Origin of the sequence: Streptomyces sp. Tu 2975 (assembly GCF_009832925.1) — a bacterium.
In the GTDB taxonomy this organism is placed as follows: domain Bacteria; phylum Actinomycetota; class Actinomycetes; order Streptomycetales; family Streptomycetaceae; genus Streptomyces.
The window spans coordinates 1,886,916-1,909,614 of the sequence record NZ_CP047140.1 but is presented as its reverse complement, the minus strand read 5'-3'; the positions used below and the strand labels follow the sequence as shown (position 1 = coordinate 1,909,614).

The 22,699-nt window shown below is 68.9% G+C and carries 16 protein-coding genes; 14 read left to right on the top strand and 2 right to left on the bottom strand.

What is annotated here, in order from left to right; genetic code table 11:
• The first annotated feature begins 79 nt into the window (after window positions 1-79).
• The 9 genes from ngcE to GLX30_RS08385 all read left to right on the top strand — a co-directional run bounded on the left by ngcE (window position 80) and on the right by GLX30_RS08385 (window position 12,830).
• Complete coding sequence (gene ngcE / locus GLX30_RS08425) at window positions 80-1,522, top strand: N-acetylglucosamine/diacetylchitobiose ABC transporter substrate-binding protein (RefSeq protein WP_159685497.1); 1,443 nt, start codon at window positions 80-82, stop codon at window positions 1,520-1,522.
• A 42-nt stretch (window positions 1,523-1,564) separates the two neighbouring features.
• On the top strand, window positions 1,565-2,488 hold the full coding sequence (locus tag GLX30_RS08420) for a sugar ABC transporter permease (RefSeq protein ID WP_159685495.1): 924 nt from the start codon (window positions 1,565-1,567) through the stop codon (window positions 2,486-2,488).
• 11 nt (window positions 2,489-2,499) lie between these two features.
• Window positions 2,500-3,423: a carbohydrate ABC transporter permease gene (locus GLX30_RS08415; protein WP_159685493.1), complete on the top strand. Its 924-nt coding sequence runs from the start codon at window positions 2,500-2,502 to the stop codon at window positions 3,421-3,423.
• 878 nt (window positions 3,424-4,301) lie between these two features.
• On the top strand, window positions 4,302-5,501 hold the full coding sequence (locus tag GLX30_RS08410) for an ROK family transcriptional regulator (RefSeq protein WP_159685491.1): 1,200 nt from the start codon (window positions 4,302-4,304) through the stop codon (window positions 5,499-5,501).
• A 122-nt stretch (window positions 5,502-5,623) separates the two neighbouring features.
• Window positions 5,624-6,736 (top strand): substrate-binding domain-containing protein, encoded by a 1,113-nt coding sequence (locus GLX30_RS08405; RefSeq protein WP_244258065.1) that lies wholly within the window; start codon window positions 5,624-5,626, stop codon window positions 6,734-6,736.
• Between the two features lie 209 nt (window positions 6,737-6,945).
• Window positions 6,946-7,734 (top strand): ATP-binding cassette domain-containing protein, encoded by a 789-nt coding sequence (locus tag GLX30_RS08400; protein ID WP_159685489.1) that lies wholly within the window; start codon window positions 6,946-6,948, stop codon window positions 7,732-7,734.
• On the top strand, window positions 7,731-9,020 hold the full coding sequence (locus GLX30_RS08395; protein ID WP_159685487.1) for a sugar ABC transporter permease: 1,290 nt from the start codon (window positions 7,731-7,733) through the stop codon (window positions 9,018-9,020). The genes GLX30_RS08400 and GLX30_RS08395 overlap by 4 nt, the downstream gene beginning before the upstream one ends.
• A gap of 186 nt (window positions 9,021-9,206) precedes the next feature.
• Entirely contained in the window at window positions 9,207-11,120 is a 1,914-nt protein-coding gene (dxs, locus tag GLX30_RS08390; RefSeq protein ID WP_159685485.1) for a 1-deoxy-D-xylulose-5-phosphate synthase, read from the top strand.
• A gap of 195 nt (window positions 11,121-11,315) precedes the next feature.
• Window positions 11,316-12,830, top strand: a complete 1,515-nt coding sequence (locus GLX30_RS08385) for an amino acid permease (protein ID WP_159685483.1) — start codon at window positions 11,316-11,318, stop codon at window positions 12,828-12,830.
• Here the strand turns inward: GLX30_RS08385 and GLX30_RS08380 are convergent.
• Entirely contained in the window at window positions 12,827-13,222 is a 396-nt protein-coding gene (locus tag GLX30_RS08380; RefSeq protein WP_159685480.1) for an NTP pyrophosphohydrolase, read from the bottom strand. The genes GLX30_RS08385 and GLX30_RS08380 overlap by 4 nt on opposite strands.
• A gap of 122 nt (window positions 13,223-13,344) precedes the next feature.
• Between GLX30_RS08380 and GLX30_RS08375 the strand changes: the two genes are divergently transcribed.
• Entirely contained in the window at window positions 13,345-14,436 is a 1,092-nt protein-coding gene (locus GLX30_RS08375) for a hypothetical protein (protein ID WP_244258064.1), read from the top strand.
• Window positions 14,437-14,542: 106 nt separating this feature from the next.
• Here GLX30_RS08375 and GLX30_RS08370 read toward each other — a convergent pair whose 3' ends face one another.
• Window positions 14,543-15,598 carry an LCP family protein gene (locus GLX30_RS08370; protein WP_159685478.1) on the bottom strand — a complete coding sequence of 352 codons (1,056 nt, stop codon included), beginning with the start codon at window positions 15,596-15,598 and terminating at the stop codon, window positions 14,543-14,545.
• A 250-nt stretch (window positions 15,599-15,848) separates the two neighbouring features.
• Here GLX30_RS08370 and GLX30_RS08365 point away from each other — a divergent pair, with 250 nt between their 5' ends.
• The 4 genes from GLX30_RS08365 (at window position 15,849) to GLX30_RS08350 (ending at window position 22,698) form a co-directional block, all read left to right on the top strand.
• Entirely contained in the window at window positions 15,849-16,919 is a 1,071-nt protein-coding gene (locus GLX30_RS08365; RefSeq protein WP_159685475.1) for a hypothetical protein, read from the top strand.
• Between the two features lie 166 nt (window positions 16,920-17,085).
• Window positions 17,086-18,882: a stealth family protein gene (locus GLX30_RS08360; protein ID WP_208545390.1), complete on the top strand. Its 1,797-nt coding sequence runs from the start codon at window positions 17,086-17,088 to the stop codon at window positions 18,880-18,882.
• Entirely contained in the window at window positions 18,879-19,823 is a 945-nt protein-coding gene (locus tag GLX30_RS08355) for a hypothetical protein (protein ID WP_159685473.1), read from the top strand. The genes GLX30_RS08360 and GLX30_RS08355 overlap by 4 nt, the downstream gene beginning before the upstream one ends.
• A gap of 10 nt (window positions 19,824-19,833) precedes the next feature.
• On the top strand, window positions 19,834-22,698 hold the full coding sequence (locus tag GLX30_RS08350; RefSeq protein WP_159685470.1) for a stealth conserved region 3 domain-containing protein: 2,865 nt from the start codon (window positions 19,834-19,836) through the stop codon (window positions 22,696-22,698).
• Window position 22,699: the final 1 nt, after the last annotated feature.

The window sequence follows — 22,699 nt, the reverse complement described above, 5'->3', positions numbered from 1 at the left end:
GGCGGGGCCCTTCGCCTGAGGCGAGAAGGACGGGCGACCGGTACACCGCCTGAGTCCTGGAGAAGGCGAGGACTTGAGCATGGGATCCACCTCCGCCCACAACGAGGGCGTCGGCCGTCGCAACCTGATCAAGCGTTCTGCCGCGCTCGGCCTGCTCACGATTCCGACGATGAGCTTCCTGTCCGCCTGCGCCACCGGCGGTGGCGGCACCGACAAGGAGACCAAGGCCCCCGGGGGCGAGAAGTCCGAGAAGAACCCGCTCGGTGTGAAGCAGGGCGCCCCGCTCGAGGCCTTCATCTTCAAGGGCGGTCTCGGCGACCAGTACGCCAAGGACGCGGAGGCCGACTTCAAGGCCACCTACGGCGCCGATGTCAAGCACACCGGCACCCAGCAGGTCGGCCCCAAGCTCACCCCGCGCTTCGCGGGCGGCAACCCGCCGGACGTCATCGACAACTCCGGCGCCGACCACCTCAACATGAACCAGCTCTCCACCCAGGGCCAGCTCCAGGACCTGACCGTGCTGCTGGACGCCGCCTCGATGGACGACCCGGCCAAGAAGGTCAGGGACACCATCCACCCGAGCACCATCGAGAAGGGCAAGCACGGCGACAAGTTCGACGTGCTCTACTACGCCTTCACCATCTACGGCACCTGGTACTCCCAGAAGCTGCTCGACGACAAGGGCTGGGCCTACCCCAAGTCCCTCGACGAGATGGTCAAGCTCTGCGGCGAGATCAAGAAGGCCGGCATCGCGCCCTGGACGTACCCGGGCAAGTATCCGTACTACGTCCACTTCAACCTCTTCGCCCAGATCGCCAAGATCGGCGGCATGGAGAAGTGGATCGCGATCGACAACCTGGAGCCGAACGCCTGGACCTCCAACGACGCCGTCAAGGAGGTCATAGAGCACTACGAGGAGCTGGCGGCCAAGAAGTACTTCCTCGAGGGCAGCCAGGGCCTGACCCACATCCAGTCGCAGACCGCCTGGAACAAGGGCAAGGCCGTCTTCCTCCCGAACGGCTCCTGGGTCGAGAACGAGTCCGCCCCCACCACGCCGAAGGACTTCGGCATGGCGGTCGGCGCGCTCTTCGACGGCACCGGCGACAAGATGCCGCACGGCACCCTGCGCGGCGAGCCGAGCGAGCCGTACATCGTCGCCTCCAAGGGCAAGAACCCGGCCGGCGGCATGGAACTGCTGCGCATCATGCTCTCCAAGAAGCACGCGCAGAACTTCGCCACCAAGGTCAAGTCCCTGACCTGCGTCATGGACGCCACCGAGGGCATGAGCCTCTCCCCGGGTCTGGCCTCGGCCAGCAAGGTCTTCGGCGAGGCCGGCGACAACCTGATCAGCCTGCAGCTGCAGGAGTGGTACCCGGCGTTGACCGATGAGAAGATCGGCGGCCTCACCGGGCAGCTGCTCACCGGTGAACTGAAGGCCGCCGACTGGATCAAGAAGACCCAGGCTGAGGCCGACAAGGTCGCCAAGGACGACTCGGTGACCAAGTTCAAGCGCACCGCCTGACCTGACAGTTCGGCTTTCGAGGGAAGGGCCGGGAAGCAAACAGTGCAACACGGCAAATACCGATTCATCGTGGGCTTCCTGGCCCTGCCCCTGATCGTTTATGCGATCTTCGTCATCTCGCCGTTCGTCCAGGCCTTCCAGATCTCCATGACGAACTGGTCCGGTCTGGTCGGAACCGCCGAATTCGTCGGCCTGGAGAACTTCCAGCGACTCTGGGAGAGCAGCGACTTCTGGAACGCGCTGCGCCACAACGTCTACATGCTGGCGCTCGTCCCGGTGGTCACACTCGGCCTCGGCCTCTTCTTCGCCTTCATGCTGAACGTCGGCGGCAAACGCCGGAAGAACGAAGTCATCGCCGGCGTCGGCGGATCGAAGGTCTACAAATTCGTCTTCTTCTTCCCGCAGGTCATCTCCGTCACCATCATCGCGGTCATCTGGTTCAACATCTACAACCCCGACCCCGACGACGGAATGCTGAACTCCTTCCTGGGAGCCGTCGGTCTCGACGGGCTGCAGAATTCCTGGCTCGGCGAGAAGAGCCTCGCCCTCTGGTGCATCAGCGCCGTCATGGTCTGGGGACACGTCGGCTTCTTCGTGGTCCTGTTCTCCGCGGCGATGGCCTCCATCCCGCGGGACATCTACGAGGCGGCACTCCTGGACGGCGCCAGCCGCTTCCACACCTTCTTCCGGATCACGCTCCCGCTGCTGTGGGACACCGTCCAGACCGGCTGGGTGTACATGGGCATCATCGCGCTGGACGCCTTCGCCCTGGTCCAGATCATGTCGGTGAACATGGGCGGACCGGACGGCGCGACGGACGTCATGCCGCTCCGTCTGTATCTGACGGCCTTCCGCGACAGCCAGTTCGGCTACGCCTCCGCCATGGGCGTCGCGATGCTCATTGTCACGATGACCTTCGCAGTGCTCACCATGCGCTTCGCGCGGCGTGAGCGGATCGAGTACTAGGGGTAGGGCGGATGACGACCGAAGAGATCGAAACGGTGGCCAAGCAGGACACCCCTGCCAAGGCCGACCGCACCCCCGAGCCGACGAAGGAGAAGTCCTCGGAGGGCGGGATCCTCAACGTCTTCTCCCACGGCATCCTCATCGTGTGGGGGCTGATGGTGGGCGTGCCGCTGCTCTGGGTGGCCTGGAGCGCCTTCAAGGACAGCAACGGGATCCTCACCGACCCCTGGGGTCTGCCGACGGTCCTCCACTGGGAGAACTGGTCCAACGCGTGGGAGGACGCGAACATGGGCCAGTACTTCATCAACACCGCCATCATCGTGGGCGGTTCGGTGATCGGCACGATGGTCCTCGGATCCATGGCCGCGTACGTGCTGGCCCGCTTCGAGTTCCCCGGCAACCGGTTCATCTACTACCTGTTCGTGGCCGGCATGTCCTTCCCGGTCTTCATGCTGGTGATCCCGCTGTTCTTCGTCATGCGGGACTTCCCCGGCAGCTCGCTGCTGGCCACCTACCACGGACTGATCCTGGTCTACATCGCGTACTCGCTGCCGTTCACCGTCTTCTTCATGACGGCGTTCTTCCGCACGCTCCCGGCGTCGGTCGGCGAGGCGGCCCTGATCGACGGCGCGTCGCACAGCCGGACGTTCTTCCAGGTGATGCTCCCGATGGCCAAGCCCGGCCTGATCAGCATCGGCATCTTCAACTTCCTGGGCCAGTGGAACCAGTACCTGCTGCCGATGGTCCTCAACCAGCAGGAGGACAAGTACGTCCTCACCCAGGGCCTGGCGATGATCGCGCTCCAACAGGGCTACGAGAACGACTGGGGCGCGCTGATGGCAGGCATGATGATCGCGATGCTCCCGGTGCTGATCGTTTACGCGATCTTCCAACGCCAGGTCCAGTCGGGCCTGACGGCGGGCGCACTGAAGTAACCGCCCCCGGACCGGGCCCGGCCCCTGCCGCTCCACGGCCGGGCCGGGGCCCTCGTCACGACGTTCGGGGGTGTGGGGGCTGACGCCCCCACACCCCCGAACGTCCGCTGCGCGGAGCGCTTCCCCCACCCTGCCCCTTCCCGCTGTATCGATGTGCGGCTCCGCCGCGTGGGGGGCAAGCCCTAAACCCCATGGAGGCCGGCGCCCCCGGCCCCTCCCCGGCGACGGGAAGTTGGTGGGGGCTGACGCCCCCACACCCCTAGGACGGCAGCTTCGCGCCGCGACACTGCCCGCCCCAGCAGCACGCCCGACGGAACGGACACCGGCCGAGCTCAGCGGCCCGCTCCGGAACGAACACCGGCCTGCACGACGTGCGGTACCACCGAGCTGCTTCCGCCCCAAGGCCTGGACCGCCGTCCCAGCGTGGAGCGGCCACAGGCCGGTACGGGCGGTACCGGACGTGAGGGGGGCGGGGTCGTAGGAGGGGGGTGTCCGGAAGTAAAGCGTCGCAACTCGCGCGCAGCGCGGTGAGGACAGCCATTCCGGACACCCCCCTCCGGAGGCCCCGACCACCGGCACCCACCACCAAGCCGGCGGCCCCGCCCCACCAGGCCAGGCCAGGCCCGCCGCACGCCGCCCCGCCCCGAACCACGCCACGCCCCGAACCACGCCACGCGTACCGTCACCCTCCGAGGTCACCCCGTCACCTCACCCGTCGGCGCTCATCAGAGGTTGCCCCCGCTCAAGGTCTTGACGGGATAAGCCCCAAAAGGTTGAGCTTAGGGTTCATAAGTTGGAGAGACGCCGGGGTCGCGACACGCGCCCCCGGCCGGGGGCGGCCGTCGCGTCGCCCACCGGGGGCAGGAGTGGATGGGTCAATGGAGACTCCGGGATCGCAGACGTCTCTGCACCGGGCCAATCTCGAGCGTGTCGTGCGTGCCGTACGCATGGCGGGTTCGCTGACGCAGGCGGAGATCGCGAGGAGCACCGGCCTCTCCGCGGCCACCGTCTCCAACATCGTCCGTGAGCTCAAGGACGGCGGCACGGTAGAGGTGACGCCGACCTCGGCCGGCGGCCGCAGGGCCCGCAGCGTCTCCCTCAGCGGCGACGCCGGCATCGTGATCGGCGTGGACTTCGGCCATACGCATCTGCGCGTGGCGATCGGCAACCTCGCTCATCAGGTGCTGGCGGAGGAGGCGGAGCCGCTCGATGTGGACGCGTCGTCCGCGGAGGGCTTCGACCGGGCGGAGGCGCTGGTCAACCGGCTGGTGGAGGCCACCGGGATCGGTCTCGGCAAGGTGATCGGCGTGGGGCTCGGCGTGCCGGGCCCCATCGACGTGGAGTCGGGCACGCTGGGCTCGACGGCGATCCTGCCGGGCTGGACCGGCATCAATCCGAGTGAGGAGCTCTCGGCCCGGCTGGGCGTGCCCGTGTACGTCGACAACGACGCCAACCTGGGCGCCCTCGGCGAGATGGTGTGGGGCAGCGGCCGGGGTGCGAAGGACCTGGCGTACATCAAGGTGGCGAGCGGTGTCGGCGCGGGCCTGGTGATAGACGGCCAGATCTACCGGGGTCCGGGCGGTACCGCCGGCGAGATCGGGCACATCACGCTGGACGAGTCGGGCCCGGTGTGTCGTTGCGGCAACCGCGGGTGCCTGGAGACGTTCACGGCGGCCAGGTACGTGCTGCCGCTGCTCCAGTCGAGTCATGGGGCCGAACTGACCATGGAGCGCGTCGTGCAGCTGGCGCGGGAGGGCGATCCCGGCTGCCGTCGTGTGGTGGCGGACGTGGGCCGTCACATCGGCAGTGGTGTCGCCAACCTGTGCAACCTCCTCAATCCGAGCCGGGTGGTGCTCGGAGGGGATTTGGCGGAGGCTGGAGAGTTGGTACTGGGACCCATCCGTGAGTCCGTCTCCCGTTACGCCATTCCCAGTGCGGCGAGGCAGCTTTCGGTGGCTCCCGGTGCTCTGGGCGGGCGTGCGGAAGTGCTCGGCGCGCTGGCCCTCGTGCTCAGCGAAATGGGTGATTCGACCCTTCTGGACAGTGCGTTGCCGGTCGGCGCACCCGCCTTCACTTAGATAACGAATGGCACCGTTGTCATCTCGTTAAGGATTTACTCCTTGACGCTGACCACGGGGCCGAGTTGACTTCCAGCCACCTCGGCCGCAGCGACGCGGCCTCGTCAGGGAGGTTTCTTATCGTGAACGCACATCTGCGTCGTGCCGCCGTTGCTGTCGCCGCCTCTGCGATGGCCGTATCGCTTGCCGCCTGTGGCCAGGCTGGAGACTCGGGCGACAGCGCCGAAGAGTCGCGCGCCAAGAAGGGCGACGACATCACGATCGGCCTGCTCCTTCCGGAGAACCAGACCGCTCGCTACGAGAAGTTCGACAAGCCGCTCATCGAGAAGAAGATCAGCGAGCTGACGGACGGCAAGGCGAAGGTCGTCTACGCCAACGCCAAGCAGGACGCCACACTGCAGACGCAGCAGGTGGACACCATGATCACCAACAAGGTCGACGCGCTCATCGTGGACGCGGTGGACTCCAAGGCCATCGCCGGCGGTGTGAAGAAGGCCAAGGAAGCCGGTATCCCCGTCGTCGCGTTCGACCGTCTCGCCGAGGGCCCGATCGACGCCTACACCTCCTTCGACAACGAAGAGGTCGGCCGGGTGCAGGGCAAGGCGCTGCTGGAGGCCCTGGGCGACAAGGCCAAGGACGGCCAGATCGTCATGATGAACGGCTCGGTCACCGACCCGAACGCCGCGCTGTTCAAGAAGGGCGCCCATGCCGAGCTCGACGGCAAGGTGAACGTCGGCAAGGAGTACGACACCAAGGAGTGGAAGCCGGAGAACGCCAACGCCAACATGGAGGCCGCGATCTCGTCCCTCGGCAAGGACAAGATCATCGGCGTCTACTCCGCGAACGACGGCATGGCGGGCGGCATCATCACCGCCCTCAAGTCGGGCGGCTTCACCAAGCTCCCGCCGGTCACCGGTCAGGACGCCGAGCTTGCCGGTGTCCAGCGCATCGTCGCCGGTGAGCAGTTCATGAGCGTCTACAAGCCGTACGCGCCGGAGGCCTCCGCCGCCGCCGAGATGGCCGTGGCGCTCGCCAAGGGCGAGTCGCTCGACTCGATCGCCAAGGAGAAGGTCGACAGCCCCTCCCAGAAGGGCATCCCGTCGGTCCTCGTCCCGGTCGTCTCGCTGACCAAGGACAACATCAAGGACACCGTCGTCAAGGACGGCGTCTACACGGTGAACGAGATCTGCACCCCGAAGTTCAAGGCCGCGTGTGACCAGCTCGGCCTGAAGTAAGGCCGCACGCCGGAGCCCGGTTCCCCCGGTGCTCCGGCCTCTGCCCGGGCGCACGCGCCCCGCAGAAACCTTCCGGTGCCCCGCCCCGCCATCAGCCCCCGCTGCCGGTCGGGGCACCGGTCGGAACACACGCTGTATTTCCAGTCTGCTCAACCTCCGCGCCGCATTTCCCCCGGCGCGGCATCCCCGCCGGTCAGGCGGCGAAGGAGATGGTTCACGTGTCCGCTACGCCCGTGTTGGCGTTGCGCGGGGTCTCCAAGCGGTTCGGTGCCGTCCAGGCGCTCACCGACGTAGAGCTTGAGGTCCACGCCGGTGAGGTGGTCGCCCTGGTCGGCGACAACGGCGCCGGAAAGTCCACGCTGGTCAAGACGATCGCCGGTGTGCACCCCATCGATGAAGGCTCCATCGAGTGGGAGGGCAAGCAGGTCTCGATCAACCGGCCGCACGACGCCCAGAACCTCGGCATCGCGACCGTCTACCAGGACCTCGCGCTGTGCGACAACATCGACGTCGTCGGCAACCTCTACCTCGGCCGGGAGCTGCAGAAGCGCGGCGTGCTCGACGAGGTCGAGATGGAGCGACGCGCCCTCGAACTGCTGAAGACGCTGTCGATCCGTATCCCCAGCGTCCGTATCCCGATCGCCTCGCTCTCCGGCGGTCAGCGCCAGACCGTGGCCATCGCCCGTTCGATGCTCGGCGAGCCCAAGCTCGTCATCCTCGACGAGCCCACCGCCGCTCTCGGTGTCGAGCAGACCGCACAGGTGCTCGACCTCGTGGAGCGGCTGCGGGAGCGCGGCCACGCCGTCGTCCTCATCAGCCACAACATGGCCGACGTCAAGGCCGTCGCCGACAAGGTCGCCGTGCTCCGGCTGGGCAGGAACAACGGTGTCTTCGAGGTCAAGTCGACCTCGCAGGAAGAGATCATCTCCGCCATCACCGGTGCCACGGACAACGCCGTGACCCGCCGTGCGGCGCGCAACGCGGAGGTTACGAAGTGACCACGGAAAAGACCCCCACGTCGACCGGCACGAAGGTGGTCAACCCGGACGCCGCGCATGACGCGCTGACCGCGGTCGACCCCCGTCTGCTGGTGCGCGAGCAGGGGCTCAAGGGCTACTTCTCCGAGTTCAAGCGCAAGGTGCACGCCGGCGACCTCGGGTCGATCCCGGTCGTCATCGGTCTGATCGTCATCGCGGTGATCTTCCAGACCATGAACTCGCAGTTCCTCTCGGCGGAGAACCTGAGCAACATCGCCGTCACGATGGTCGCCACCGGCATGATGGCCGTCGGCATCATCTTCGTGCTGCTGCTCGGTGAGATCGACCTGTCGGTCGGCTCCGTCAGCGGTGTCTCCGGTGCGATCGTCGCCGTGCTGAGCGTGACGCACGGGATGAACGAATGGCTGGCGCTGGTCGTCGCCCTGGCCAGCGGCGCCGCCATCGGCGCCCTGCACGGCTTCTTCTTCGCCAAGATCGGCGCCCCGGCGTTCGCCGTGACGCTGGCCGGCCTGCTGTTCTGGCTGGGCTTCATGCTGCAGCTGCTGGGTGAGAACGGCACGATCAACCTGGACGGCGAAGGCGTCGTCGGACAGCTGACCACGTACTACTTCTCCGACATCGCGGCCGCCTACGCGCTCGCCGCCGTCGCCGTGGCCGGCTTCTTCCTGTCGTCGTTCTTCGACAACCGCCGCCGCGCCGCGGCCGGCGTCCCGTCCCGGCCGCTGTCCGACATCGTGATGCGCACGGTGATCCTCGCGGTCATCGCGTTCGCCGCGGCCGTCATGTTCAACCAGTACAAGGGCCTGCCCCTGGCGCTGGTGCTGTTCCTGGCCGTCCTCGTGGTCACGGACTTCGTCCTCCGCCGTACGGCATACGGCCGGAAGATCTTCGCGCTCGGCGGCAGCGTCGAGGCCTCGCGCCGCGCCGGTATCAACGTCACCGCCGTGCGTGTCTCGGTCTTCGCGCTGGCCGGACTGTTCGCGGCCGTCGGCGGCCTGTTCTGGGCCTCCAAGATCGCGGCGGCCAACCAGAGCGCCGGCGCCGGCGACCTGCTGATGAACGTCATCGCCGCGGCCGTCATCGGCGGCACCAGCCTCTTCGGTGGCCGGGGCCGCACCTGGAACGCCCTGCTGGGCGTCATGGTCATCGTCTCGATCCAGTACGGACTCGCCCTGGAAGGCATCGCGACACCGATCCAGTACATGATCACCGGTGGTGTTCTGCTGGCGACGGTCGTGATCGACTCCGTCACGCGTAGGACGCAGAAGACCGCAGGTCGCGCCTAGTACGACCGGACGGTGCCCGGTGCCGCACAGCGGCGCCGGGCACTGCTGTGTCACGTCATAGACGTGACACAGAACCCACCGCCCGATGACGGAGCGCGTGCACGGAACATTAGACTCGGGCAATCGGCAAGGTCGATCAGCCAGAGTCGATCGGCTCGGATGCAGCTCGAATGCAAGGAGGCACGGGTGGCACTGCTTTCCCGTATCAGGGGACCGCGCGACCTGGACCGGCTCGGCCCGGAGCAGCTGGAGCAGCTGGCCGCAGAGATCCGCACCTTCCTGGTGGACGCCGTCTCCAAGACCGGTGGGCACCTCGGACCCAACCTCGGCGTGGTCGAGCTGACCATCGCCCTCCACCGTGTCTTCGAGTCCCCCAAGGACAAGGTCCTCTGGGACACCGGGCACCAGAGCTATGTCCACAAGCTGCTGACCGGCCGCCAGGACTTCTCCCGGCTCAAGATGAAGGGCGGACTGTCCGGCTACCCCTCGCAGGGTGAGTCCGAGCACGACGTCATCGAGAATTCGCACGCCTCCACCGTGCTCGGCTGGGCCGACGGCCTCGCCAAGGCCAACGAGGTCCTGAAGAAGGACGACCACGTCGTCGCCGTCATCGGCGACGGCGCGCTCACCGGCGGTATGGCCTGGGAGGCGCTGAACAACATCGCCGCCGCCAAGGACCGTCCGCTGGTCATCGTCGTCAACGACAACGAGCGCTCGTACGCGCCGACCATCGGCGGCCTCGCCAACCACCTGGCCACCCTGCGCACCACCGACGGCTACGAGCGCTTCCTCGCCCGCGGCAAGGACCTCCTGGAGCGCACCCCCGTCGTCGGCAAGCCGCTGTACGGCACGCTGCACGGCGCCAAGAAGGGCCTCAAGGACTTCATCGCCCCGCAGGGCATGTTCGAGGACCTCGGCCTCAAGTACGTCGGCCCCATCGACGGCCACGACATCGAGGCGCTCGAGTCGGCCCTCGCCCGCGCCAAGCGCTTCGGCGGCCCCGTCATCGTGCACTGCCTCACCGAGAAGGGCCGCGGCTACCAGCCCGCCCTGGCGGACGAGGCGGACCGCTTCCACGCCGTGGGCAAGATCCACCCCGACACGGGTCTGCCCATCTCCAGCTCCGGCCTCGACTGGACCTCGGTGTTCGGCGAGGAGATGGTCAAGCTCGGCAAGGAGCGCGAGGACATCGTCGCCATCACGGCCGCGATGCTCCAGCCCGTGGGTCTCGACCGCTTCGCCAAGGCGTTCCCCGACCGGGTCTACGACGTCGGCATCGCCGAGCAGCACGGCGCCGTCTCCGCCGCGGGCCTGGCGACCGGCGGCCTGCACCCCGTCTTCGCCGTCTACGCCACCTTCCTCAACCGCGCCTTCGACCAGGTCCTGATGGACGTCGCCCTGCACAGGTGCGGTGTGACCTTCGTCCTGGACCGGGCCGGTGTCACCGGCACCGACGGCGCCTCGCACAACGGCATGTGGGACATGTCGATCCTTCAGGTCGTCCCCGGCCTGCGGATCGCCGCCCCTCGTGACGCCGACCAGGTCCGTGCCCAGCTGCGTGAGGCCGTCGAGGTCGACGACGCGCCGACCGTGGTCCGCTTCTCCAAGGGCGCGGTCGGGCCGGCCGTCAAGGCCGTGGGCAAGGCCGGCGGCATGGACGTGCTGCGCCGGCCGGAGGCCGACCGGCCCGACGTCCTGCTGGTCTCCGTCGGCGCCCTCGCCCCGATGTGCCTGGAGATCGCCGACCTGCTCGATGCCCAGGGCATCTCGACCACCGTCGTCGACCCCCGTTGGGTCAAGCCCGTCGACGAGGCGCTCGCACCGCTGGCGGAGCAGCACCGGGTCGTCGTCACCGTCGAGGACAACAGCAGGGTCGGCGGCGTCGGATCCGCCGTCGCCCAGGCCCTGCGCGACGCCGGTGTGGACGTGCCGCTGCGCGACTTCGGCATCCCGCCCCGCTTCCTCGACCACGCCTCCCGCAAGGAGGTCATGGCGGAGATCGGCCTGACCGCACCGGACATCGCCCGTCAGGTCACCGGTCTGGTCTCCAAGCTCGACGGCCGTATCGACAGCGAGGCGGTCGAGCCCGCCCGCGACTGATCCGCCTCGGCCTGTGCGACTGATCCGTGGATGATTGGGACGGATCGTGTGCACGGCGTGCCGACCCCGGGCCGGAGGGTAACCCTGAAAGGGTGGTCCCTTCGGCCCATTCGGCTGAACTCCACCCGTTCCGGCTCTCTGTGGACCACACACCGTCCCGATCATGGCGAGGACGACAAGTGTGGAGGTGCAGGGGTGAGCACAGATACTGACCCGTCCGGCGGCAGACAAGGTGTCTTCCGGACCAAGCCGGTCGAGCAGTCGATCCGGGACACCGAAGAGCCGGAGCACGCCCTCAAGAAGTCCCTCTCCGCGGTGGACCTCACCGTCTTCGGCGTGGGTGTCATCATCGGCACCGGCATCTTCGTCCTCACCGGCACCGTCGCCAAGAACAACGCCGGCCCGGCGACCGCACTCGCTTTCGTGGCGTCCGGCATCGTCTGCGCCCTGGCCGCCCTGTGCTACGCCGAGTTCGCCTCCACCGTCCCGGTGGCCGGCTCCGCCTACACCTTCGCGTACGCCTCGCTCGGCGAACTGCCCGCCTGGATCATCGGCTGGGACCTGGTGCTGGAGTTCGCGCTCGGTACGGCGGTGGTGGCGGTCGGCTGGTCGGGTTATGTGCGTTCGCTCATGGACAACGTGGGGTGGAACCTACCCGCCGGGCTGCAAGGCCCTGATGTCGAGGGCGGCACCTTCGACCTGCTGGCCTTCGTTCTCATCCTGCTGCTGACGGCGATCCTCGTCGTCGGCATGAAGCTCTCCGCACGCATCACCGCTGTCGTCGTGGCCATCAAGGTCGGCGTGGTGCTGATCGTCATCATCGCGGGACTCTTCTTCGTCAAGGCCGCCAACTACGACCCCTTCATCCCCCCCGCGCAGGGTCAGGAGTCCGGCTCCGGCTGGGACGCGCCGCTGGTGCAGCTGCTGTTCGGCTACGAGCCCACGAACTTCGGCGTGATGGGCATCTTCACCGCCGCGTCCATCGTCTTCTTCGCCTTCATCGGCTTCGACGTCGTGGCCACGGCGGCCGAGGAGACCAAGCTGCCGCAGCGCGACATGCCGCGCGGCATCCTGGGGTCGCTGCTCATCTGCACCGTGCTCTACGTCGCCGTGTCCCTCGTGGTGACCGGTATGCAGCACTACAGCGAACTGTCGATCAGCGCCCCGCTGGCGGACGCCTTCAAGGCCACCGGACATCCGTTCTTCGCCGGCATCATCAGTTTCGGCGCAGCGGTCGGTCTGACGACGGTGTGCATGATCCTGCTGCTGGGCCAGACCCGGGTGTTCTTCGCGATGAGCCGGGACGGCCTGCTGCCGCGGTTCTTCTCCAAGACGCACCCGCGGTTCCGCACCCCGTACCGTCCGACGATCCTGCTCGGTGTGATCATCGCGATCGTCGCCGGCTTCACCAGCATCAACGAGCTGGCCACCCTGGTGAACATCGGCACGCTCTTCGCGTTCGTCGTCGTCGCCCTCGGCGTGATCATCCTGCGCCGCACCCGGCCCGATCTGCACCGCGCGTTCCGTACCCCGCTGGTGCCCCTGGTGCCCATCCTGTCGGTCGCGGCCTCGGTGTGGCTGATGCTCAACCTGCCGGGCGAGACGTGGTTCCGGTTCGCCGTCTGGATGGCGATCGGGATCGTCGTGTACGCGCTCTACGGGCGCAGGCACAGCCGCCTCGGCAAGGCGGGCCGCGACGCCGAGTACTAGACCCCGTCCGGCTCCGCAGGGCGCACGGCACGCGGGCCCACGTACCGCGCGCCGTGCGCCTCGACCCTTCTCCGGAGCTCGCGGTCGGCCGTGACGACCACACAGGTCCGGCCCGCCGTCTCCCGCACTCTCGCGACGATCAGGTCGTCACCGCTCCCCGGCGCGGTCTCCACCGTGACGCCGGGCACGGAGCCGACGCCCCGGGCCGCCCCCTCCACGACGAGCAGCACCTCCACGGGCCCGGGCTCCCCGGCGATGCCCTCCTTCGCGATGACGGTCAGCCGGTCCCGCAGCCGCTCCGCCGCACCGAAGCGGTCGCGCCACCATCCGTCGGGCACGGAGCCGACGACATTGGCGCCGTCCACGATCAGAAGCAGGGGCAGCTCGTCCATGGCACCAGGGTCGCAGGGTGCGCGGGGCCGCGGCGTCAGGGGCCCGCCGGTGGTGCCAGAATTGACCGGTCGGTGAGCAACTCACCGGCCCCACCGAGCCGTTCCGACGCACTGGACTTCCCATGCCACCTGAGCGTGCGACCACGCTTCGAGACCCAGACCCGGCCGATGAAACACGGCTGTCGGGAGAATGGCTGACCCGCGGTAAGGACGGTGTCCTCACCGCGTACGCGCCCGCCGACGGCGCGGTGCTGCGCTGGACGGAGGCGCCGTCCGGATGGCGCGGGCCGGACCGGCTCGACGCACCCGGCCTGATGCCGGTGCTCACCGTCGCCCAGGGAGCGGACGGCTACGCCCATCTGATCGGCCTGCGCCGGACCGGCACCGACGCGGAGGGGGAGCAGGAGCTGGAGCTGGTGCACGCGGTGCAGTTCCAGACCGGGCGCCCCCTGCTCGGCTGGCACTCGCTCGGTCACCCCAACAAGGTGCGCCGGTGGACAGGCGACCCGGTGGCCGCGGTCGACGGCGAGGGCCGGGTCTGTGTGTTCCTGCGCAACGGCGGCACCGGTGTGAGCTGCCGGGTCCAGGGCGTCCGCGGAGGCTGGGGCCGCTGGCAGGACCTCGGCGGATACGGGACCTCGGACGCCCTGGCGGTCGCCACCGACGGGGCAGGTCTGGTCGAACTCTTCGTACCGGGACGCAAGCAGATCACCCGGTACACCCAGGAGAAGCCGGGCGCGGCATTCGCCCTGGCGGACAGGCTGGAGGTCCAGGTGGCACCGGGGGGAGCGTTCTCCGCGATCGCCACGGTCTCCGGGACCGTCTCGCTCTTCTACACCGACGGCGACGGGGTGATCCAGGTCTGGGCACCGGGCCGGCTGCCGGAGCCCCGCCCTTTGATGGACGCGGCGGGGCCGGGGCCCGTGGTGCTCTCGCGGCTGGTCATCGACGGCCATGACTGCACGGTCCTCGCCCAGGAGGCGGACCAGGGGCAGGTGGCGTTCGCCGCGTATCCCACCGAGGACGAATCGGCGGGCGGCTGGTGGACCCGCACGGCCGTCACCGGCGCCGGCCACCTTCCGCCGGCCCTGCGGGAACAGGGTGGGCACGGCCTGGTCGCGATGGCCCGCGCGCGCGACGGCAACTTGATCATCAGCAGACAGAAGACCGAGGCGGGCGGGTTCGCGCTGGGGAGCTGGAAGCCGCTGCGGTGAGGCTGCCGGGCCACGGAGTCCTGTGAACCGCCGACGGAGCGGGCCGCGCGGCAAGCCGGAGGCCACGGCGCGCGAGGCGCGGCCGTGGCCTCCGGGCGGTGGTCCGTCAGCCGCCCGTGGCGGGCGACTTCTTCGCGGAGTCCGGGATCGAGGAGTCCTCGCGGATCGCCTTCCACAGCTCCGTCGCCTGGGGTTCGGCGGCCACGACCCGGTTCGGGTCCACCTTGTCGTAGGCGACGGGCAGCATGATCGTCTTCATCGAGGCGGGGTCGACTCCGTCCATGCTGCGGGCGAAGTCGGCCAGTTTCGTGAGGGAGTCGAGCCCCGAGTCGGTCGTCAGCGACTGGGTCAGCGAGTCGGCGATCTCGAACGACTTGGCCGGGCTGCCCAGCAGGTCCTGCGATTTGACCTCGCTGAGGAGCGCCATCATGAACTGCTGCTGGAGACCGATGCGGCCGAGGTCGCTGCCGTCACCGATGCCGTGCCGGGTCCTGACGAACGCCAGTGACTGCGTGCCGTCGAGCTTGTGGGAGCCGGCCGTGAGGTCGAGGCCCGACTCCTTGTCGCGGATGGGCTCCTTCACGTCGACGGTCACGCCGCCTATCGCGTCGACCAGTTCCTTGAACCCGGAGAAGTCGATCTCCATGTAGTGATCGATCCGGACGCCGGACATCTTCTCCACGGTGCTGATCACACAGGCGGGACCGGCGCTGGTGTAGACGGAGTTGAACATCACCCGCTCCGCCGCCGGGAGCGTGGAGCCGTCCTTCTTGGTGCACTCGGGCCGGCTCACCAGGGTGTCGCGCGGGATGCTGACGGCGACGGCCTGCTGCCGGCCCTCGGGTATGTGGACGACCATCGCCGTGTCGGAACGCGCGGTGCCGCCCACATTGCCGCCCGCCAGGTCCTTGTTGTCGCCCGAGCGCGAGTCGGAGCCGAGCACGAGGATGTCCCGGGCGCCGGTGGCGAGTTTCTCCGGACGCTCGCCGTTGACGGCGTCGTCGATGTCGATCGACTCGATGTTGCTGTCGAGGCGGCTGTACAGCCAGTATCCGGTGCCGGCCGCTGCGAGGACGAGTACGAGCAGCGCCCCTAGAACGATCCGGAGCACGGGTCGCTTCCGGGACCGGCCCTTTTTCCTGCGGCCGCCTTCGTCAGTCATGGTCGTCCAACCTTCGTGCTGAGCCCGTCCGGGCATGTGTCATCGCGTCGCCGTGATGGCCGTTCATGGGGGAGGCTGCTGTCGCGAAGGTGCACGATCGGGGGCCGGTGGGGACGGCTTGTGTGGTCCGAGGTGCGTACCCCGAGCAGGGCAGCGGCGGAAGTGATCGTACAGTGAACGGACTATGGTGATCCAACGATCAACGGGTGAATGAAAACCCAACCGGTCCTATCTTACGCACTGGATTGACATGCCTACTGCACGCACCCGCCCGTCCCCCGAGGACGGCACACTCGGTGCCTCCCTTCTGACAGGTTCGTGGCTGACCTGCGGAAAAGAAGGGCTCTTCAGTGCCTATGCGCCCGCCGAGGGTGCGGTGCTGCGCTGGACGGAAAGCCGCTCCGGATGGTCGGAGCCGGACCGGCTGGCCCATGACGGACTGACCGCCGACCTGACGGTCGCTCAAGGAGTGGACCGATATGTCCATCTCGTAGGTGTGCGCCGCACGGGCGTGGGCGACGAGGTGGAGTTGGCGCACGCCGTGCAGTTCCAGACCGGGCGGCCGGTGCTGGGGTGGACCTCGCTGGGGCATCCGAACAGGACCGGTCCGTGGACGGGGCATCCCGCGTCGGCCGTCGACTCCGACGGGCGGCTCTGCGTCTTCGTGCGAAACGGCGGCGGCGGGGTGAGCTGCCGGGTGCAGAACAGTCGCGGGTGGGGCGGATGGCAGGACCTCGGCGGCGCGCGGACCGGCGACTGCCTGGCCGCCGCGGCCGACGGCGCGGGCCGGGTGCAGCTCTTCGTGCCGGGGGCGCGGGCGATCCGCTGGTTCACGCAGGAGCAGGGCGGCGGAAAGTTCGTCCTGAGCGGTCAGCTCGACGCCGTCGCGGCGCCGGGTGCGTTCACCGCCCTGGCGACCAGCTCCGGCTCCGTCTCGTTGTACTTCCTCGACGCCACGGGGGTCGTCAACGTCTGGGCCCCGGCGCGTTCGCCTTACACGCAGCCGCTCGTGCAGGCTGCCGGCGCCGGGCCGCTGGTGGCCACCCGCGCCATGATCGGCGGATACGACTGCACGGTCCTGGCGCAGGAGTCCGGGCCGGGGCGGGTCTCCTTCACGGCCCATCCCACCGAGCAGGAGTCGGCGGGCGCGTGGTGGTCGGAGACCGACACCGGGGCGCCTTCCGTGGTGCCGGCCGTGTGTACCGGCGCCGACGGCCGCATGGTCGCCGCCGCCCTGGCCGATCGACAACAACTGTGGCTTACACGACAGAAGGTGTCGGACGAAGGTTTTCTGCTGGACAAATGGAGAAAGAAAATGTGAAGATCCTGCGCGTGATCGATCACTTCAGGCTGAAGTGATCGGTTTACCTGTCGATCTTGGGTGTGCGTCTCATGGGGGGCCGTGACGACCGCGCCGGGCCGCCAATCTGCAGCAGCGCCGCTGGCAGGGGTGCGGCGTTCCTTGTCCGGGATGGTGCGGTAGTTCAGTGGTCAGCCTCGAGAATCCCGAGGCCAGCACGCTTGTGTCGACTTATCGATCTCTCGTGCCGGTCCGTGCCCGCAGGAAGATTGTCCGGCGGGTCCCGCAGCCGCTGCGCAACGCGGTCATGGCCGCGTTGGCGCTCGCCGACGCGATGCGTACCGCAGCAGTCGTCCGCATGCTCGGCGGGCGCCGCAAGCCGGCCCGTCACAGTGCCGCCGCGCTGCTCAAGGTCGTGAAGGTGGGCGGCAGGCACGCCCGCGCCACTCTTGTGCCCGGAGCCACCGCCTGGGCCGCCCGGGCGCGGAACCTGCACATCGTCGTCGCCGCACTCGAGGCCGCGGACATCGACTACTTCTGCGTCCGCGGAGTGTCCGGCCCCCTTCCTTGTGTGGCGGTGCCCTCCGGTTCCAGAGGCGACGTGGAGGAAGTGCTGCGGCTGGTGTTCGGGCGCAACCCCGGCTACGTCGGCACCACCGGCGCCCGGATGCACCCGGGCGCCTCCGCGAAGACCTGGCGGCGGCTGACGTCGCAGAAGGTCCTGCGTCTGGCCTGGTACGTGTGCGACCCGACCGGCGAACTCGTCTTCGGCGCGGAATCGGGCTGCGACCTGGAGTTCTGGACGGAGGCCGACGGCCGGCTCGTCGCTCCGCGCCCCAACCGGGTGGTCACCGAGGTGCCGTCAGCACGGGAGACCGGCTGGGCCCCGCAGACCCTGTTCAGCACCGTCCCGGCCGCCTACACGACCGGTTACGCCCGCACTCTGCCCGAGTTCGCGGCACCGCTCCCCGAGGACCACCTCTTCCCGATCGACGTCGTCTACACATGGGTCGACGGCGACGACCCGCAGTGGCGCGCCAGCAGGGACGCGGTCCGCGACGGGAAGGGGGCGGCCGACGCGACGCCGCTGCACGAGCAGGCCGCCAACGACTCCCGCTACACCAGCCGCGACGAACTCCTCTTCTCCCTCCGCGCACTCCACCAGTACGCCCCGTGGGTACGCCGGATCCACCTCGTCACCGCCGGCCAGGTGCCGTGGTGGCTGAACACCGACCACCCCGGACTGCGGGTCGTGGACCACCGCGAGATCTTCTCGGACCCCGACGCGCTGCCGACCTTCAACTCGCACGCGATCGAGAGCCAGCTGCACCACATACCGGACCTCGCGGAGCACTTCCTGTACCTGAACGACGACGTCTTCTTCGGCCGTCCCGTCCGGCCCGGGCAGTTCTTCCACCCCAACGGACTGACCAAGTTCTTCATGTCCAAGGCGCTGATCCCCTCGGGCAGCGCGGGCCCCGACGACCTGCCGGTCAACGCGGCCGGCAAGAACAGCCGAGGCCTGATCGCCCAGCAGTTCGGCACGGTCATCTCGCAGAAGATGAAGCACACCCCGCACGCCCTGCGGCGCAGCGTCCTCGACGAGATCGAGCAGGTCTACGCCCAGGCGCACCGGGTCACCCAGCACTCCCGCTTCCGCTCGCCGCACGACGTGCCCATCGCCTCGTCGCTGCACCACTACTACGCGTACCACTCCGCCCGGGCGACCGTCGGCGACATCCGGTACGTCTACATCGATCTCGCGGACAAGCTCGCGCAGCGGCGTCTCAACTCCCTGCTGGCGAAGCGGGACTTCGACACGTTCTGCATCAACGACACCGTCGTGGCCGACGATCCCGACGCCCAGGCACGCATGATCGACACGTTCCTGAGCACGTACTTCCCGGTTCCCAGCCCGTACGAGCAGGCCGGCGCCGAGGCGCTCGCGGCCCCGCGTACCGACGGCCTGGGGCTGAGCGCATGAGCCGTGTCCGCAGACGCCTGGGCGCCGCCCGCCGCGGCGTCCGTGCCCGCTTCGGCGCCGTCCGCCTGCGCGTGATGACCCGCTTCTTCCTGCCCCGGCGGGAGAGCGGTACCGCTGTGCTGCGCTACGCGGCACTGCTCGACGGACAGACGCTCAACCTCCACGCCGTGCTGCCGCCGTCCGTCAGGGCCGCGGACAGTGCGGAGATCCTCGTCCGGCGCCGGGGCAGCCGCCATCGGGTGCCGGCGACGGTGTACGAGAGCGGAGGCCGGCTGCTGATGGACGCGGCCGTCCTCTTCGGGGCGCGGGCCGGCGGACTGCCGGTCGGGCACGGGCGCTGGAAGCTGCGGCTGCGGGTCGGCATCGGGAACAGGTCGCGCCGGATGCCCCTGCTGCTCCGTGAGCTCCCCACCCCCACCGGCGGCCCGACCGGTGCGATGAGCGCCTCGCCGGTCAGCGGCGACCGCTACCGCGTGGGCCGCACGCTGCGAGGCGACGCGCGGATCGTGTGCAGCAAGGCCGGTCCGGCGGCCGAGGTCGCGAACGTCCACTCGGCCCATTCCGGCGTGGAGCTGGACCTCTATCTCTTCGGCGTGCGCGCCGACCGCCCGGTGGCCGAGTTCGTGGCGGCCGGACACAGCGTCGAACGGCCCCTGTCCGAGACGGTCCCGGGACTGTGGCGGGTCGAAGTGCCGCTGTCCGAGATGGTCCCCGACAGCGGCCGGCGTGTGCACTGGGACGTCATGGTGCACACCGGGGGTGCCAAGCGTCCGCTGCGCCTGGCCAGGCGGCTGCACGACGTGCGCGACCCCGGCAAGGTGTTCGGGATGCGGAGGATCACGGTCGCTCCGCAGCGGGAGCGGCTGATGGTGGTCGAGCCCCGCTACACCCCGGCGGGCAACTTCCGGCTCACCTGCAGCCGCGAGGCAGAGGGCAAGTAGAGGGTTCTGTATGAAGATCGCGTTCCTGCTGGCGCGTGCGGATGTCATGAGCGATGCCGAACGCGCCGTGTTCCAGCATGCGTCCCTGCTCGCCCACCGTCACGAGGTCAGTGTGGTCAGCGTCTTCAAGGCGCGGCGCAGGCGTTTCGTGTCCCCGGACGAACGGGTCGCCGTCCAGTTCCTCGTCGAGGCGGCGGAGTCGGTCCATCAGGCCGTGCGCCGTACGGGACCGGACGCCGCGACCGGGGCGGCCCTGGCCGCCATGCCCAGCGAGATCGTCGAGCGGCGCTGGGACGGCCAGTACCACCGGCTCGCCGACATCGAACTCGAGTACTTCCTCCAGGGCCTCGACGCCGACGTGGTCGTCCCGACCTCCCCGGCGCTGCTCGCGTACGTGGCCCGGTTCGCGCCCGCGAGTGTGCTCACCGTCCACCACGAGCTGCGTGCCGTGGAGAGCGGGGGAGCGGAGCGGGAGCCGCTGGCCCTGCACGGCGCGCGGTGCGACGCCCTCACGTTCTCCGGCGCGCGCTCGGAGCAGTGGTTCGCCGACACCTTCGGCCCTGGCGCGGCCAGGCTGACGCATCTGCCGCCGGGCCTGCCCGAAGGCTTCCGGCCGCGCTCCACCCTGGAGACGCGGATGGTGACCATGGCTTCCCGGCTGGAGAAGGAGTCCCGGATAGGGGACGTGCTCGGCGCCTGGGCCAAGGTCAGCGATCTCCACCCCACATGGACGCTGCGGATCCTCGGCGACGGGCCGTACGGCAGGGCGCTGCGGCAGCGCCGGGACCAGCTGGGCCTCCAGGGCAGTGTGCAGTTCATCGGTGAAGCGCCCCACCAGGCGGAGGAGTGGGCGAAGGCGAGCATCGCGGTGAGCACCGCCGACGAGGACGCGGTCGGCCTCTCATTGATGGAGGCCCAGTCGGCAGGGGTCCCGGTCATCGCCTACGACGCGCCGGGTGTCTCCCGCGACGTCGTGATGGAGGGCCAGACCGGCCTGCTGGTGACCCCGGGGGACGTCGAGGCCCTCGCGTCGGTCCTGCTCGCGGTGATCGAGCAGCAGGAGATGCGCCACTCGTTGGGCCGGTCGGCCGCCTCCTGCGCCGCCAGGTTCCGGCCTACGGAGGGGTGGGAGACGCTGCTCGCCGCGCTGCGTGCCGATCTGCTTTCCGGCCGCCGGGAGCTGATGAAGGCGGAGCGGGTGGCGGCGTACGCCCTGCATTGCGGAGTCGACGGCAAGGGCCGGCCGGCCGCCGCCGCCCCGCCGAGCACCCAGCACTCCCGCCGGCTCTCCAACGCGGAGAAGCGGGTTCTGCAGGGCGGGACCGGGCTGGTGCGTGACGGGGGACAGATCTGCCGGGTCACCGACACAGAGACGCCGTTCGACGTGATGCAGGCCAACCTCGCCCTGGCCGCGAACGCCCTCGAGCAGGGCGGGATCCCGTACTTCGTGACGCGTACGTCCAAGATCAGGCACAGTCTCGCCGTCTTCGTGGGACAGCGGGAGGCAGCGCTCAAGGCACTCGCCGACAGCTGCCAGGGCCAGGCGGTGTACATGGCCCTGCTCAACGACTCCGACGCCGCCATGACGACGACGCTGGCCTCGCTGGCCACCGATCACGTGACCACGCCCTGTGCCGGTGTGCGGGTCTACCAGAACGTGGTCACCCCGGCGCGCACGCTGCGGCTCGGGGCGGCGTACGGGTGCACGATCTCCTTCTGGGAGGAGGATGCGCAGGAGCCGGACCACATGACCTCCCCGCTGCGCACTCTGATCGGCTCCCGGATCCCCAAGGAGGCCCTGACCCGGGTTCCCACCGTTCTGGGCGGGCGGCGGTATCCGACGATCACACCCTTCGAGCAGACCCTGCACCACGACGTCGCCTTCCCCATCGACGCCGTCTACACCTGGGTCGACGGATCGGACGTCGACTGGCTGGAGCGGAAGAACGCGGTGCTCGCCGCGAAGGGCATGGACACCGAGGACGCGGCGGCCAGCGCCGCCCGCTTCCGCAACCGCGACGAACTGCGGTACTCCCTGCGCTCGCTCGACATGTACGCACCGTGGATCCGCACCATCTACATCGTGACGGACCGACAGGTGCCGGCCTGGCTCGACCCGGACCACCCGCGTGTACGGGTGGTGGACCACACCGAGATATTCGGCGACGACGGCGTGCTGCCCACGTACAACTCGCATGCCATCGAGAGCCGGATGCACCACATCGAGGATCTCTCGGAGCAGTTCCTGTATTTCAACGACGACGTCTTCGTGGCCAAGCCGATCCAGCCGAGCCTCTTCTTCCTCGGTAACGGGCAGTCCAAGCACTTCATGTCGTCGAACGCCATTCCGATGAACCCGGTCCAGCTCACCGACGAGTACAGCCGCAGCGCGGCGAAGAACAACAGGGAACTGATCTCCTGGGCGTTCGGACGGCTCCTCGTCAACTCGTTCATCCACGCACCGCACCCGTTGCGGCGCAGTGTGATGTACGACCTCGAACGGACCTTCCCCGACCATTTCCGGGCCACGGCCGCGAGCCAGCTGAGGGACCGCTCCGACGTGTCGGTCGCCTCCTCGCTGCACCACTACTTCGGCTACTACACCGCACGCAGCGTGCCCGGCAGCATCTCCAGCGGCTTCGTCAACGTGGGTATCAGCGAGCAGGTCAAGAAGCTCAACCACCTTCTCGCCGCACGCTCCAACGACGTCTTCTGCCTGAACGACTTCCATGACGGCGACGTCTCGGAGGACGAACAGGACGCGACGCTCGCCGCCTTCCTCCCCAGCTATTTCCCGATCGCGAGCCAGTTCGAGGCGGGATCGGCGCGCAACCAACTCTTCCATGCCGGCCGCCTGCCCGGCTGGCCTCTGTAAG

Bases quoted from the DNA above. Each gene is read 5' to 3' on its own strand.
- GLX30_RS08410 (WP_159685491.1), top strand. From the start codon at position 4,302: ATGGAGACTCCGGGATCGCAGACGTCTCTGCACCGGGCCAATCTCGAG.
- GLX30_RS08380 (WP_159685480.1), bottom strand. From the start codon at position 13,222: ATGGACGAGCTGCCCCTGCTTCTGATCGTGGACGGCGCCAATGTCGTC.
- GLX30_RS08365 (WP_159685475.1), top strand. From the start codon at position 15,849: ATGCCTACTGCACGCACCCGCCCGTCCCCCGAGGACGGCACACTCGGT.
- GLX30_RS08370 (WP_159685478.1), bottom strand. From the start codon at position 15,598: ATGACTGACGAAGGCGGCCGCAGGAAAAAGGGCCGGTCCCGGAAGCGA.
- GLX30_RS08400 (WP_159685489.1), top strand. From the start codon at position 6,946: ATGGTTCACGTGTCCGCTACGCCCGTGTTGGCGTTGCGCGGGGTCTCC.
- GLX30_RS08375 (WP_244258064.1), top strand. From the start codon at position 13,345: ATGCCACCTGAGCGTGCGACCACGCTTCGAGACCCAGACCCGGCCGAT.
- GLX30_RS08415 (WP_159685493.1), top strand. From the start codon at position 2,500: ATGACGACCGAAGAGATCGAAACGGTGGCCAAGCAGGACACCCCTGCC.
- GLX30_RS08350 (WP_159685470.1), top strand. From the start codon at position 19,834: ATGAAGATCGCGTTCCTGCTGGCGCGTGCGGATGTCATGAGCGATGCC.
- GLX30_RS08355 (WP_159685473.1), top strand. From the start codon at position 18,879: ATGAGCCGTGTCCGCAGACGCCTGGGCGCCGCCCGCCGCGGCGTCCGT.
- ngcE (WP_159685497.1), top strand. From the start codon at position 80: ATGGGATCCACCTCCGCCCACAACGAGGGCGTCGGCCGTCGCAACCTG.